This is a genomic window from Fibrobacter sp. UBA2449 (assembly GCF_002342555.1).
Taxonomy (GTDB): Bacteria; Fibrobacterota; Fibrobacteria; order Fibrobacterales; family Fibrobacteraceae; genus Fibrobacter.
In genome coordinates this window covers 127,905-140,969 of the sequence record NZ_DDQF01000005.1, presented here as the reverse complement: position 1 = coordinate 140,969, position 13,065 = coordinate 127,905, and the positions used below count along the sequence as shown (strand labels likewise).

The 13,065-nt window shown below is 57.4% G+C and carries 11 protein-coding genes; 10 read left to right on the top strand and 1 reads right to left on the bottom strand.

The annotated features are described in order from the left end of the window. Positions 1-12: 12 nt before the first annotated feature. From ftsZ to B4B27_RS02100, 6 genes are all read left to right on the top strand, one after another. Complete coding sequence (gene ftsZ, locus B4B27_RS02125) at positions 13-1,623, top strand: cell division protein FtsZ (RefSeq protein ID WP_173365141.1); 1,611 nt, start codon at positions 13-15, stop codon at positions 1,621-1,623. A gap of 168 nt (positions 1,624-1,791) precedes the next feature. After that, positions 1,792-3,351 carry a hypothetical protein gene (locus B4B27_RS02120; RefSeq protein WP_290723217.1) on the top strand — a complete coding sequence of 520 codons (1,560 nt, stop codon included), beginning with the start codon at positions 1,792-1,794 and terminating at the stop codon, positions 3,349-3,351. A 29-nt stretch (positions 3,352-3,380) separates the two neighbouring features. Further along, entirely contained in the window at positions 3,381-4,457 is a 1,077-nt protein-coding gene (locus B4B27_RS02115; RefSeq protein ID WP_290723215.1) for a fibrobacter succinogenes major paralogous domain-containing protein, read from the top strand. Between the two features lie 36 nt (positions 4,458-4,493). Further along, positions 4,494-5,678: a formate-dependent phosphoribosylglycinamide formyltransferase gene (gene purT, locus B4B27_RS02110; RefSeq protein WP_290723213.1), complete on the top strand. Its 1,185-nt coding sequence runs from the start codon at positions 4,494-4,496 to the stop codon at positions 5,676-5,678. Between the two features lie 25 nt (positions 5,679-5,703). Beyond that, positions 5,704-6,876 (top strand): hypothetical protein, encoded by a 1,173-nt coding sequence (locus B4B27_RS02105; RefSeq protein ID WP_290723210.1) that lies wholly within the window; start codon positions 5,704-5,706, stop codon positions 6,874-6,876. Positions 6,877-6,884: 8 nt separating this feature from the next. After that, entirely contained in the window at positions 6,885-8,024 is a 1,140-nt protein-coding gene (locus tag B4B27_RS02100; protein WP_290723208.1) for a hypothetical protein, read from the top strand. Positions 8,025-8,057: 33 nt separating this feature from the next. On the opposite strand, the gene B4B27_RS02095 is transcribed toward B4B27_RS02100, so the two are convergent. Next, positions 8,058-8,960, bottom strand: coding sequence for a tyrosine-type recombinase/integrase (locus B4B27_RS02095; protein WP_290723205.1), 903 nt, complete (start codon positions 8,958-8,960; stop codon positions 8,058-8,060). Between the two features lie 88 nt (positions 8,961-9,048). Between B4B27_RS02095 and B4B27_RS02090 the strand changes: the two genes are divergently transcribed. The 4 genes from B4B27_RS02090 to B4B27_RS02075 all read left to right on the top strand — a co-directional run bounded on the left by B4B27_RS02090 (position 9,049) and on the right by B4B27_RS02075 (position 13,065). Next, a complete protein-coding gene (locus B4B27_RS02090; RefSeq protein WP_290723202.1) occupies positions 9,049-10,311 on the top strand; it encodes a hypothetical protein in 1,263 nt (420 codons plus the stop codon). Positions 10,312-10,388: 77 nt separating this feature from the next. Then, entirely contained in the window at positions 10,389-11,042 is a 654-nt protein-coding gene (locus B4B27_RS02085; protein ID WP_173381309.1) for an STAS domain-containing protein, read from the top strand. 8 nt (positions 11,043-11,050) lie between these two features. Continuing rightward, positions 11,051-11,968, top strand: coding sequence for a M23 family metallopeptidase (locus B4B27_RS02080; protein WP_290723199.1), 918 nt, complete (start codon positions 11,051-11,053; stop codon positions 11,966-11,968). Then, entirely contained in the window at positions 11,968-13,065 is a 1,098-nt protein-coding gene (locus B4B27_RS02075; protein WP_290723197.1) for a hypothetical protein, read from the top strand. Before B4B27_RS02080 ends, B4B27_RS02075 begins: the two co-directional genes overlap by 1 nt.

Below are 13,065 nucleotides of genomic sequence, written 5' to 3'. Positions count from 1 at the left end.
GGGAGAAAAACTATGAGTGAATACATGAACGGGACATCCCATATCGAAATGGATGAATCCACCCTCAACAACGCGAAGGTGAAGGTGTTCGGTGTCGGCGGTGCCGGCGGCAACACCGTGAACCGCATGGTCGGCATGAACATTCAGGGCGTGGAATACTACGCCGTGAATACCGATGCCATGGCCTTGGAACTGAGCCTTGCCGATCACAAGATCGCCATTGGCCAGAAGACCACCAAGACTCTCGGCGCCGGCGCAAAGCCGGACGTGGGCCGCAAGGCTGCCGAAGAAAGCGTCGAGGAACTGAAGGAGGCCATGAAGGGGGCCGACCTCATCTTCGTCACTGCCGGCATGGGCGGTGGAACCGGAACGGGTGCAGCCCCGGTGATTGGCGCTGCTGCTCGTGAACTCGGTATCCTTACCATAGCCGTAGTCACCAAGCCTTTCAGGCACGAAGGCCCTGTCCGCTCCAGGAATGCAGAAAAGGGCATCAAGAACCTGAGGGACACGGTTGACACCATGATTGTGGTTGACAACAAGAAGCTCATGAACGTGGTCGAGAATACCGACAAGAACATGACCCTCGAAGGCGCGTTCAAGCTGACTGACGACATTCTCGGTAACGCCGTCCGCAGCATTTGCGACATCATGTTCCGCCATGGCCTTATCCACGTTGACTTTGCCGACGTGAAGACCGTGATGACCAACGGCGGCTCCGCCCTCATGGGCACGGGCATTGCCGAAGGCGAAAACCGCGGCATCAAGGCTGTTGACATGGCCCTATCTTCTCCGCTTCTCGAAGACGTGAACGTGGAAGGCGCTACCGGCGTGCTGGTGAATGTTTCCCACGGCGAAAGTTTCTCCATGATCGAATACAGCGAGGCCATGGAACATATCTACGAGGCCGTGGGCGACATGGGTGACCCGAATATCATCATCGGCGATATCCTCCTCCCGGAACTCGGCGACAAGGTTTGCATCACGATTATCGCGACAGGCTGCGGCAACACCGGCATTCAGCAGTCCGCTTCTGCCCAGGTGGCTCAGCAGCCCTACGTGGCTCCGACACCCCGCCCGAGCGACCTGGTGAACACCATCGGTAGCCCTGCAGGCTTCTCGCAGGCCCCGGTCCAGCAGGCTCCCGTCGCGCCGCAGCCGGTGCAGCCGACTCCGCGTCCGACCAGCCTGAATTTCGTTGCCCTTGCGCACAACACGGTTGCCATGCCGGCCGTCGCTCCTGCCGCTCCGCAGGCGACGTTCACACAGCAGGGTGCCGTGCAGCAGCCCGCTCAGGGCTATGCTGCTCCTGAATTCTCGGCTACGGCTCCCGCTGCCGAAGAATCCATTCTCGGGACTCCCAACGCCTCCCTTCCCGAAACGCAGGAATTCTCTGCCGTCGCGGATGTGGACGACATGAACGGAGTCCATGAGACTGCTTCTGTGAGCGCCATGCGCGAAGAACCGGCCAACCTCGGCACTCCGACTTTTATCCGCCAGCAGGCCCTCGCGGCTGCCCCCGCGGCAAAGTCCACGCAGTACGAAGCCGGTTCCCTCAAGAGCAACGGTGTTGACTACGACGTGCCCGCCTTCCTCCGCGGAAACGCCCTGAGCGACATCTTCTAATGATGTCTCTGAAGAACTTCTAGAAAGAAGAATAACACACACACAGGGTGTGCGTATTCCACGCACATCCCCACAACACACAAGGGACTACCTGGGTCTCCCTGCCTGGGTAGTCCTTTTTCGTGTTTTGAATGTCCCTGTTCGGGAATCTTTGCTATTTTAGCGTTCATGAGGTCCGGTGCCCACATCTTCGCTCTCTGTGCGCTCGCGTTTGCCGTTTCGGGCCATGCATACCCGGCGCCCCCGCAGTCGGGCGAACGCGGCTATTTCCAGATAGGCACCGATTTCGACTTCGGGTTCAACGGCGGCCCCACCGACCCCACCTTCGCGGTAGATACCGCCGACTGGTTCGGGGGCAACTGGCGCGGCCTGCAGATTCCGCTCGAAACCGCCCGCAGTTACGAGGAACACCTCGACCCGTTCTTCACCCTCAGTTTCCGCGCGGGCTACAAGAGTTTCCACGTGCTTCTGGAAGCCCCGCTCCGGCGCGATCTCGAGGCCTGGTATCAGGACGAACTCCACAAGAATTTCACGTACGATCCGAGCGAACTCGACATAAACGTTCCGAATAACGCCTACGCCGTGTGGGAGAACTCCGCGGGCTACGTGCAGTTCGGGCGGTTCGCGCTCGACGACCTAATGGTCTCGAAGAACGACATCCTGGTGGGCGGCGCTCCCTACCACGACGGCCTGCGCTGGAAATTCGCTGCCGGCATGTTCCGCTACGACTTCCTGTTCAGTTCGCTCAACGCCTGGCTCTACGGCGACGTGATAGACCATTCGACCGGCTGCCCGCCCGTGGGTACCGAGGCCTACGCGCAAAAATGCACCGAGCGCGACAACCAGGTGGCAAACCAGCGCAACCGCACGTACGACGACAACATCAAGACCTTCATGTTCCACAAGTTCGGCATCGAGACCGAAAAGTTCTGGATTTACATCGCCGAACAGAGCATGATTGGCGGCAAGGCTCCCGAGTTCCGCTCCATGAGCCCGTTCATCTACTGGCACGACAACTACGCGACCGGCTACACGTCGGCAGCGACCTCCGTGGAACTCGGCTACAAGACGAGCAACGGCGCGAAGTTCTACAGCCAGATAAACATGGAAGACATCAACAGCCCGGTGGGTGAGGACGATGACAAGGGCACGAGCCGCTCCGTAATCAACTACCTTGTGGGCTACTATCACGAACTTTCGACCGCGCTCTACGGCAAGTTCAGCTGGAGGCTCGACGTGGTACGCACCGACCCCGTGGCTGGCAACAGCAGGCTCCCGCTCCTCAAGTACACGAGCCGCCGCAACTACCGCAGCAACTACCGCGAACAGGACGACCCCGATTACGCCGACGCCTACTTTGTGGATTACCCGATAGGCTACCGCCGTGGCGCCGACGCTCTCGACCTGTGGTTCGATTTCGGCTGGCAGTACGGCAAGCACTCGCTCGTGCTTACGCTCGCATGGCTGCGCCAGGGCGACAAGGAAATGTACACCGACTACAACGTGGCCCTCGCCGGCGGCGAGAATTCTCCCTCCGGCGTGGAAGAAGCCCAGTACCTGGTAGATGCGCTCTACAGGATGAAGGTGAACGGCTGGTTCGGCTTTTATGTGGGAGGCGGTTTCCGCAAGTACGAAAATCTCGCGCACGTGAAGGGCGACGACGGTTACGACGGCTGGCTGCGTTCCGGCGTGAAGTTCACCTTCAACCCGGTCGATACGAAGTTCTAAAAGAAGCTAACCCCTTCAAAGGAGCACCCATGTCCCTGAAACACTCTTTAACCCGAATTGTGGCGTTAACAGCCACGCTCCTTGTAGCCTGCGGCGATGAAGTCACCGAAGTGACCGAAGTCCACGAGACCGGCATGAAGATTGTCGAAGAGGGCGAGAAGTTGCCCGAGTGCACCACGGAAAACGAAGGCACGATGGTTTATGCGCTGGATTCTGCTGCGTCGTACGCCTGCATCAACCGCGAATGGACTTCGTTCAACGGTAAGGACGGCGCCGACGGTAAGGATGGCCGTGACGGTAAAGACGGCGAAGATGGTGCGAAAGGCGATAAGGGGGACCAAGGAGTCAAAGGCGACAAGGGCGAATCTGGTACTTCTTGCACAATGGAGTCCTTGCTCGATAGCAGCGGTTTCAAGGTCATCTGTGGCGGAGATTCCGTCGGCGTTGTGCTGAACGGCGAAAAAGGAGAACAAGGCGAAGACGGCAACGATGGTAAAGATGGTCAAGACGGCAAGAGCATTGAAGGGGCCGAGAACTTTTTCATAGATGCTCGTGACAAGCAGATATACAAGAAGGTGACCATCGGCACCCAGACGTGGATGGCCGAGAACCTCAATTACGAAACGGCGAATAGCCTTTGCTACATGGATTCCTGTGCCAAGTACGGTCGCTATTACACTTGGGCGGATGCCATGGACAGTGCAGCTGTATTTTCGGATAATGCCAAGGGTTGTGGCTATGATGTAGAATGTACCATAAAGACTCCTGCGCGTGGTATTTGCCCGGAAGGTTGGCATATCCCGGATTCTACGGAATGGAGAACGCTGTATAGCGTGATGGGCAAATCGTCGAATGCCATGCAGGCGAAGGGCTTTGACAATTGGCCTGATGCAACCGATGCGTACGGGTTCACCGCGCTTCCTGCCGGCGGCTACATGCGTAGCGCTTTCTACGATGTCGGCGGGTACGCCCGCTTCTGGAGTGCCGCTGAGTTTACTGAGTATGATAACCATTCCGCTGACTACTGGTACTTGAATGCGATCGGTGCGACCCTCAGCTTCACTGACGAGAACTTCAGTTTATCAGTCCGTTGCCTCAAGGACTAACTATATTTATATTATTCCTAAACCAAGGAGTTTTTTATGGCAGAAATCGGTACACCTCTAAGTTCTAGCGCCACTAAGGTGCTGTTTTGCGGAGCGGGCGAACTCGGCAAGGAAGTCATCATCGAGATGATGCGTCTCGGCGTCGAGGTGATTGCCGTGGACCGTTATGCCAATGCGCCCGGCATGCAGGTGGCTCACCGCAGCCACGTCATCAACATGCTCGACGGTGCCGAACTCCGCCGCGTGATTGAACTGGAGAAGCCCGACTACATCGTCCCGGAAGTCGAGGCGATTGCGACCGACACGCTCGTGGAACTTGAGAAGGAAGGCTTCAACGTCATCCCGACCGCGAAGGCCACCAAGCTTACGATGAACCGCGAGGGCATCCGCCGCCTTGCCGCTGAGGAACTGGGCCTCAAGACGAGCCCGTACCGCTTTGCCGACAATTTCGAGGATTTCCAGAAGGCCGTCGCCGAAATCGGCATCCCGTGCGTGGTGAAGCCGGTGATGAGTTCCTCGGGCCATGGCCAGAGCGTCATCAAGACCGAGGCCGACGTGCAGAAGTCGTGGGACATTTCCCAGCACGAGGGCCGCACCGGCCATGCCAGCCGCGTGATTGTCGAAGGTTTCGTGCCGTTCGATTACGAGATTACATTGCTTACGGTTCGCCATGTGGGCGGAACCAGCTTCCTTGAACCGGTGGGTCACCATCAGGTGGGCGGCGACTACCAGGAATCCTGGCAGCCCCAGCCGATGAAGCCCGAACTCCTGGAACAGGCGAAGGACATCGCGAAGAAGATTACCGACGCTCTCGGTGGCCGCGGCATTTTTGGTGTGGAACTGTTCGTATGCAAGGACCAGGTGCTCTTCAGCGAAGTTTCCCCGCGCCCGCACGATACCGGCATGGTGACATTGATTTCGCAGGATTTGTCTGAATTTGCGCTGCATGCACGCGCCATTCTTGGCCTGCCTATCCCGAACATCGCATTCCACGGCCCGAGCGCCTCGAAGGCTATTGTGGTGGACGGCAATTCCGACCATGTGAAGTTCGGCGGCCTGGAAGATGTGCTTGCAGAACCTGACACTGCGCTTCGCCTGTTCGGCAAGCCCGAACTCAAGGGCCACCGCCGCCTGGGCGTGTTGCTTGCCCGCCGTGACTCCGTTGAAGAAGCCAAGGCGCAGGTCATGGCCATGCGCGAAAAGGTGAAGGTCATGCTGTAATTTTTGGGGTTGGAAAAGAGTATTGATGAAAAGAATATTAGGATTACTCCTGCCCGCGCTGTTGCTTGTCGCGTGCTACTCGCCGGAGCCCTTCGAGGCTGAATCGGTCGAGTCCGCGTCCAGCGGCAAGTCCGATATCGGGACGGTTTTCCCGGTAAACACGCAGAAGCAGATTTGTAACCCCTCCGTGTCCCAGGATACGGTGAACTATCCTGCTGCGATGCTCTGGCTGAACTTTGGCGGTACGCTCAAGGTGACACCATCGGATTCGGACTATACGACAAGCGGGGTAATCCAGCACGACCGTCTGACTATTTCAGATACTTCGGGCAAGGTGCTCTGGTACATGATGCGCGATACGTCGGCGGGTGAATGCCAGTTCCAGGACCCGGAATGGAGTACGCATGCCGACTACGCTGTCGCGCTCCGTGCCTACGACTTGGACGGGAAGAAGGCCTGCGAGAATCTGGACTACGGAATTTTTGCCGTGCGCATGTCGGATAGCAAGCGGTTCTGGTTCTACGACAAGGAGATTATCGAGACGGCGTCCCCGCACCTGTGGGTTTCGCCGGATGCCTCTGTTGACGAGGATGCCGCGGATTCCACGATGGAAGGCTTCTTTGGTACCGATAAGGTACGCCTGACCTACGTGAACGACGAAGACAAGATTGTGTTTGTTGATTTTGCGAACGGCGGCATCAAGAAGGCGAAGAAGCTGGCAAGGCCTTCCGGCAAGTCCGGCTGGAGCATCGACGCCCCGATGATTTCGCCCGACGGTAACTTCATCGTCTATAACGTGCTCGAGAATCCGACGACGTGGGAAGCCTACATCCAGGAACTTTCCGCAAACTCTTCGCCGGTGAAAATCGAACGTGGGCAGAACTCGCTTTCGGAACCCGCGCAGCCGCACTGGTTTGCCTATAACGGCAGGCTTTTTGTGATGTGGACTGAATTCCCGCAGGGCTCGCAGATGCTCAACAAGAACGACCTCACGCAGGAATCCGTGCAGGACGGTTCCGTGGGCCGCACGGTGATGCGCGAAGTTCGCCTGAATGCGGGAGCCCCGAGCGACCTTGCGGTAGAGTGGGTCGGAGATGTTCGTGAAATCGCCTCCATTCCCATGATTGGCGGGCGTTCTCCCGATGGCAGGTTCCTTGCCACCGGTACAAACTACGGCTATTTGCTGGAACTTCCGTGAGGTACGCAATGAAGAAATCCTTACTCAAGTCTGGCAAAAAATTCGGTGCGGTCGCATCTCTCACGGCTGTCGCTACCTGCGCTTTCCTTGCGGCATACAACGCTCCGGTCGAACCCGCTACCCCCTGGGAATCCATTGGCGGGTGCGGTGCCGGCGGTTCCGGTGGCGGCGCTGGCGATGGTATCAAGTGGATCGGTCAGGGCGTTTCGGGTGGTTATCTCGAGACGGAAGTGTTTACCAAGTACAGCGTCGGCCAGAATTTCTCGGGCCTGACGTTTACCCCGCATTTCTCCATCAAGCCCACGTGGTCCACGAAACTCGGCGTGTCCATCCCGTTTGTTTCGCACCAGGGTGAAGTCCAGTACCGCAGTAACCAGGCTCCGACCGACCGCAGTACCGGCGGGCTCGGCGATATCTCTTTTGACTTTAGCAAGACGATTGGTAGCGGGGGAGCGGCGTCGCTTTCTGCATCGCTCACGATTCCTACCGGCCAGTACGACATCAAGCGTGGTACGGATGCTTCCGAAGAAATCTTGCCAGCAAGTTTCCAGAAGGGCTCGGGCCTGTATTCGCTTACGCTCGGCTGGGACTACAGTCGCGATACCGACAAGGGAATCTGGCTCTACGGGCTTACGTTTACGTACCCGTTCGCGATGCACCTGATTTCGGGCGAGAACGAGTTCAACGACAGCTACTGGAAAAACATCGAGCACGATGGCGACCGCTTCGAGTACCGCTTCAAGCCCTATGGCGAAAACGACCTGGGCGCATATACTCCGCCTTCCGTGGGCGCTTCGATTGCCTACGGTTACCGCGGGCGTGCAGGAATCGTGCAGAGTCTAGGTGTTAACTTGTCTGTACCTCTGGGCGTTGCCTGGATTAGTTCCGAGAAGGCGGGTACGTACGACCCGCGCCCCGACCCCGATCATCAGGCGTGGTCCGTGGCGCTTGCCTACGGTATCGAGTTCTCGGATGCAGATTTCCCGGTGTTCCTCGCACTCTCCGTGCCCATACACGACAAGGCGAATGCGGCTGACCCGAGCGACGAGTACGACGAGAGCCCGATGCGCGAATGGAACGCTCCCGACTGGGGCGACATTTTGCAGCAGTGGACCATCGCTGTCGGCATCAAGGGAAGCTTCTTCTAATAAATAAGCGCGCGGGAATTATACCCGCGGCTGTTACGCCCGCGGGTGTGTTTTTTTGAAGGCGGCGCGCAGGCGTTCTGCATTCACGTGAGTATAGACTTGAGTAGTAGAGATGTTCGAATGCCCGAGCATCTCCTTCACGCTCATGATTTCTGCGCCGTTTTCGAGCAGGTGCGTGGCGAAACTGTGACGCAATACGTGCGGACTCGCTTTCCCCTCCCAGCCGATGTCGCGCAGCAGGTCGTGGATGTCGTTCCTGAGCGTGCGCAGTCCGAATGGCTTGCCGTCATCGCTCAAGAATACGTAGCCTGTTGCTGTAGGTAGGTGACCCGCTTCCGCCTCCATCTGCTTGAAGTTCGCGATGCGCTCGATGAAGCTTTCGGTCAAGGGCACGATGCGCTCCTTGTTTCCCTTGCCAAGAACGCGTACGAGTTTCGCATTCACGTCGATGCGGTCCCACGTGAGGCTCTGGCATTCAGAGATGCGGAGCCCCGAACCGTAGATGAGTTCGAGCAATATGCGTGCCCGTACCTGCTGTAGTGTCGGAGGGTCCGGCAGTTCTGGGAATTTTTCGGGCGCGAGGTCTTTTTGCCCGAGTACGTTCACCAGTCGCTTGGGCCGCTTTGGCATCGGGACTACTTCGGCGGGATTTGTTTCCAGCACTTTCGAACGCACCAGGTACTTGCCGAAGCTTTTTAATGCGGCGAGGTGCTCGCAGATGCTCGTGGGCGCCAGCTTTTGCTTCATCTTCAGGTCCCACACGAAGCCCTTTACATTCATCTCGGAAAATGCCGAAAGCGCGGGCGCATTCTCGGAGCCCAGGTGTTCGAGGAACTTCGTGAGCGACTTCTTGTAGGTATCTACTGTGCGGGGTGAAAAACGTCGCCGCTCCGCAATATACTGCAAGAATTGCTCGATGTGTTCCGGAAGGTTCATGCCGCATAATTTAACAAACAAAAGACCATAATAAAGGGGCTCCTTGTTGGTCACGCCCTTGCGAAAAATCTATTTTAGAGGGTAAGGTATGAATTTCGCGTGCAAACTTGACACACCGACGCTTGAGGACTGCCGCCGATGGGCGGTGGTCGCTTTGGCTGCGACCCTGCTGCTTGCGGGGGCGTCCTCTGCTGCCGACCGCGTGGTGGGGGCGAATGCGACGCTTGACATGGAACCGGGAGCCCGTTCTGCAGCCCTAGGTTCTGCGACGATGGCTGTTGACGGGGATTACCTGGGGCTCACGGCCAACCCGTACCAGCTCGCAAACGTGAACTATGCCTGGGCGTCTTTCTCGCATACGGAATACTACGAAGATACCAAGTTCGATTTTGCTTCGGCGGCGATTCCGCTGTCCGAGGGCCAGGGCATTGGCGTGTCCTTCTCGCGATTCGCTGCAGATGACATTCCCTATATCCGCGAGGGCGAACCGCTCCCCGAAGGTAGCGACTACAAGACGCTTTCGATTGCCGACTGGGTGTTTTCTGTTTCGTGGGGCCGACGCCTCACCGATCGGCTGGACTTGGGCGTGGGCTTCCACCTACTGTATCGCGATATGGACCAGACGGGCTTTGGCTTCCGGGGCGATGCCGGACTCCGCTTCCGGGCTGTCGACAGCCTTTTCGTGTCGGCGATGTTGAAGGGCTGGACTTCTTCTGCGACAACATGGGAATCGGGGGAGTTCGAGTATTCTGCTCCCGAAGTCTATCTGGCGGTAAGCTACAGCTTGCCGGTGGCCTACCTTTACGGCAAGTTGAATTTCTACTGGCAGGGGGCCGGGCTCTTCCATCACGAAGCCCGAGCGCTAGATTTTGAAACCGACGAGGAAGTGGGGGGCCCCATCTGGGAAAGCCCGCTCGACTGGCTTTCGGGCGGCCGGGGCGGCGTCGAGTTCGCCTTCGATTTCGGGCTCAGCGTCCGTGCGGGGCTTTCGAGTTTCACCACCTTTAAAAGCTTTACTGCTGGTGCCGGACTTGTCATTGCGAAGTTCCTGAAGGTCGACTACGCCTTCGAATCGCACCCGGTGTTTTCGCCGGTTCACCGCGTGAGCATCAGCGTGAGCCCTTACCTGTTCGCCCACGCACCCCGTCCGGAACCGAAACGCGAGCGTGGCCCGTCCAAATACAAGGGCTCCCTGCTAGAAGAGGAGCCCCATCCCGAGGAATCGGCCCCGGAGGCTCCTGCTGCAGAACAGGCCCAGTCTGAGGCCGCCCCGGCGGCTCCGGTGGTCGAGGATGCGTCGGAAGAGGTGCTCGAAGAGCGTTCCGCCGGCGGAACCTACTGGGAAGAATAGGGCGAAAATTAACTTTTTTTGCATTTTATTGGCGATATCCATCACATTACGAAAAAATTAGTCTATATTTCAATCGTATGACGGAATTAAAGAACTATCGCGAAGTCGGCATTTTTGACTTGTTGTCTGCACCCCTGAACCCTATAGGGGCGTTCGATGCGGAGCAGTTCAAGAAGGATGCCCGGAAGCTGATCGATGACAACCCCGACGACAAGTTTGTCGCCGTTGACCTGACGGGTCTCGATTTTGTCTATAGCGATGCCTATAATGCGTTTGTCCAGTTCCAGGGTGAACTTTCGGGAAAGGGTGGCATGCTCGCTCTCCTGAGCAACAGCGCGACGATAGCGGACGGCCTCAAGAAGGCTGGTCTCGACCGCTCGCTCAAGGTGTTCGCGGCCGAAGCGGAGATGATGTCTTTCTCGCTGCATAGCCATGGCCCGGCAGAACCGCTTCCTCCTGCATCGCCGGTTCCGGAACCGGAAGTCGCGCCGGTCGCGTCCCAGAATGTCCATTCGGCCTTGGATGCCGAACAGCCCCGTGCAGAACGCCGCACTGGTCACAACCGTCGCTTTACCAAGAGTTTCAACGCGGTCGTCAAGGACGAGAAGAAACTAGCCGCCAAGGGCATGAACATGCCGTTCGAGGAAGAATCTTCGTCGGGCAAGACGGTCTTCTTCATCATTCTGATACTCCTGGTGCTCGGTGGCGCCGTCGCCTACTTCCTGATGTGATTTGACCGATGTCGGAAGGCTTCTCGGAGCATCACTGCAAGAAAAAGTACAAGTCACGCCGCCGTAACATCCCCGTTGTACGGCTGCTCTTGTTTGGCATCCTCCTGTTCCTCTTCATCAAGCTGGGAATTGCCGAGAAGGTGGTGAACCTCCTCCCGCTACCCGGGAATTCCGAAACGGCAGAGGTGACCTGGGATTCGCGGTGCAAGGAATTGCATGGCAGGGCTTTCGAACTCAAGAACGGTCTTGGCCAGTGCTCCTGGGTGCTCTCCGATTCCATATTCTACCTGCCCAACAGTTTTTTGCGCTACCTTTCGCAGACGACCAGGTCTTCGCGTCCGCGCTTGCACTGGGTGGCTCCCCGTGATAATTTCTCGGAGGCGACTCTTGTCCAGGTGGAAGATTCTGTGGTGTCTACCTACCTCCATGTTCTCGGGGCGGATTCCTCGTTTTATTGGGTGAACATGGATGACGGATGCCGGTTCCCGGGGCTTTGCCCCAAGCAGCCGCTGGATTGGTCTGCGCTTCCGATTACGGAAGACTTTGACTTCGAGGGCCAGGAATCGCTTCTGGCGATGGATGCTCTCCTCGGGATTGGCGAAGCGCCGGTGCATCCAATTTTGCCTGGCATCGTGCTTGCCGCGGGGAAGGATTCCATGGGCAACTTCATCGAACTTGACCATGGGAACAACGTTGTCTCAAAGATGTCCGGGCTGTATCCGTCGACAGTTTCTGATTCGCTCAAGGTCGGAGATTCCGTCGATGTCGCAACTACGGTTGGAAGGCTTGCGCCTAGGGACAGCTCGACGTTTTTCCTTTCGGTCCGTCGCAACGGCCTTTTCGTGCGCTGGAAGGATTTCTATTCCGAAGCGCATCCCTTGGAGAAGACCGAAATTGCTAGATTCGTAAAAGATATAGATTTTTGATGGATCCGGGAATGTGCAGGCGTTTTTTCGATCGGCTTTTTAAGATTGCGGCGGCTTCTGTCGCCTTTGCCGCTGCTCCATTTTTTTTGGCTGCCTGCACGCAGGGCGACGATGGACCGATTCCCGTTTCCGCGGAAGACGATAGCTTTGTAGGGACGGGTTTTTTCCGCAAGGCCACCCTGGATTCCGGGGCGTTCATCCACCTCGTCTCCGACACGCTTTTTATCAATCTCGATAGCCTCTGGAGTTATTCCAACTGCGCTCTCAAGCGCATTGAGCTCGATGCTTCGAACGATGGCGGCTCCTTGGTAATCTCTCCGAAGATAATTATCGAATCCGATGGGGAGGATTGCCCGTCCCCGTTCCTTCATCCCGATACGACCGTCAAGCTTCTGCTGGATGCCGACGACGTTTCCGGCGCATCCGTACTCCGCATCCGCAACGATGAAGGGCGCGAACTCGATACGATCCTCCTGCGTCGTGGACGCTTCGAACGGGACACCGTCGCCATCTATGTGGATTCGCTTTTTGATTCTGTGTCGGCCTTGCCGCTGCGTACCAAGGGCTCGCCTTCGATTCTGAAGGTTGTCGATAGCCTCACTCCGCGTGTCTTTTACTGGCGGCCGATAAAATCCGAATGTGGCCTGATTGTCGACAAGTGCGGCTCGGTCGTGGCGGATACGATTTTCCCGGCGGTGTGGAACATGTCCGATACGGCCCTGGTTCCCGTCCGCAAGTCGTGTGCGCTGGGAGATTCGACCTATTGCTCGAATAACCGCTGGGTGGACGATTCCAGTTCGATAGGCGATGTGCAGGAGCGGACCGACACCCTATGGCATACGAGCTTCTATTATGTCGAAGAAATTCCCGATTGCGCGTCGATGAACGCCTTTGCGTTTGACGCATTCTCCGTGGGGCGAAAAGTGAACTTTGCCCGCGAAATCATGGTTCCCGATGAATCCGAAACGGCGTGCGGCCCGTCTGCGCTTCGCGATGTCTTCATTTATGATATCGGACGCAACCGCGTGTTTCCCGATTCTCTCGATGCCGATTCACTTTATGGCCTGTGGAAATCCGAGGCCCGCAAGATAAAGTAA

Excerpts from the sequence above, each read along its gene's own strand:
- ftsZ (WP_173365141.1), top strand. The coding sequence starts at position 13 with ATGAGTGAATACATGAACGGGACATCCCATATCGAAATGGATGAATCC.
- B4B27_RS02120 (WP_290723217.1), top strand. The coding sequence starts at position 1,792 with ATGAGGTCCGGTGCCCACATCTTCGCTCTCTGTGCGCTCGCGTTTGCC.
- B4B27_RS02115 (WP_290723215.1), top strand. The coding sequence starts at position 3,381 with ATGTCCCTGAAACACTCTTTAACCCGAATTGTGGCGTTAACAGCCACG.
- purT (WP_290723213.1), top strand. The coding sequence starts at position 4,494 with ATGGCAGAAATCGGTACACCTCTAAGTTCTAGCGCCACTAAGGTGCTG.
- B4B27_RS02105 (WP_290723210.1), top strand. The coding sequence starts at position 5,704 with ATGAAAAGAATATTAGGATTACTCCTGCCCGCGCTGTTGCTTGTCGCG.
- B4B27_RS02100 (WP_290723208.1), top strand. The coding sequence starts at position 6,885 with ATGAAGAAATCCTTACTCAAGTCTGGCAAAAAATTCGGTGCGGTCGCA.
- B4B27_RS02095 (WP_290723205.1), bottom strand. The coding sequence starts at position 8,960 with ATGAACCTTCCGGAACACATCGAGCAATTCTTGCAGTATATTGCGGAG.
- B4B27_RS02090 (WP_290723202.1), top strand. The coding sequence starts at position 9,049 with ATGAATTTCGCGTGCAAACTTGACACACCGACGCTTGAGGACTGCCGC.
- B4B27_RS02085 (WP_173381309.1), top strand. The coding sequence starts at position 10,389 with ATGACGGAATTAAAGAACTATCGCGAAGTCGGCATTTTTGACTTGTTG.
- B4B27_RS02080 (WP_290723199.1), top strand. The coding sequence starts at position 11,051 with ATGTCGGAAGGCTTCTCGGAGCATCACTGCAAGAAAAAGTACAAGTCA.
- B4B27_RS02075 (WP_290723197.1), top strand. The coding sequence starts at position 11,968 with ATGGATCCGGGAATGTGCAGGCGTTTTTTCGATCGGCTTTTTAAGATT.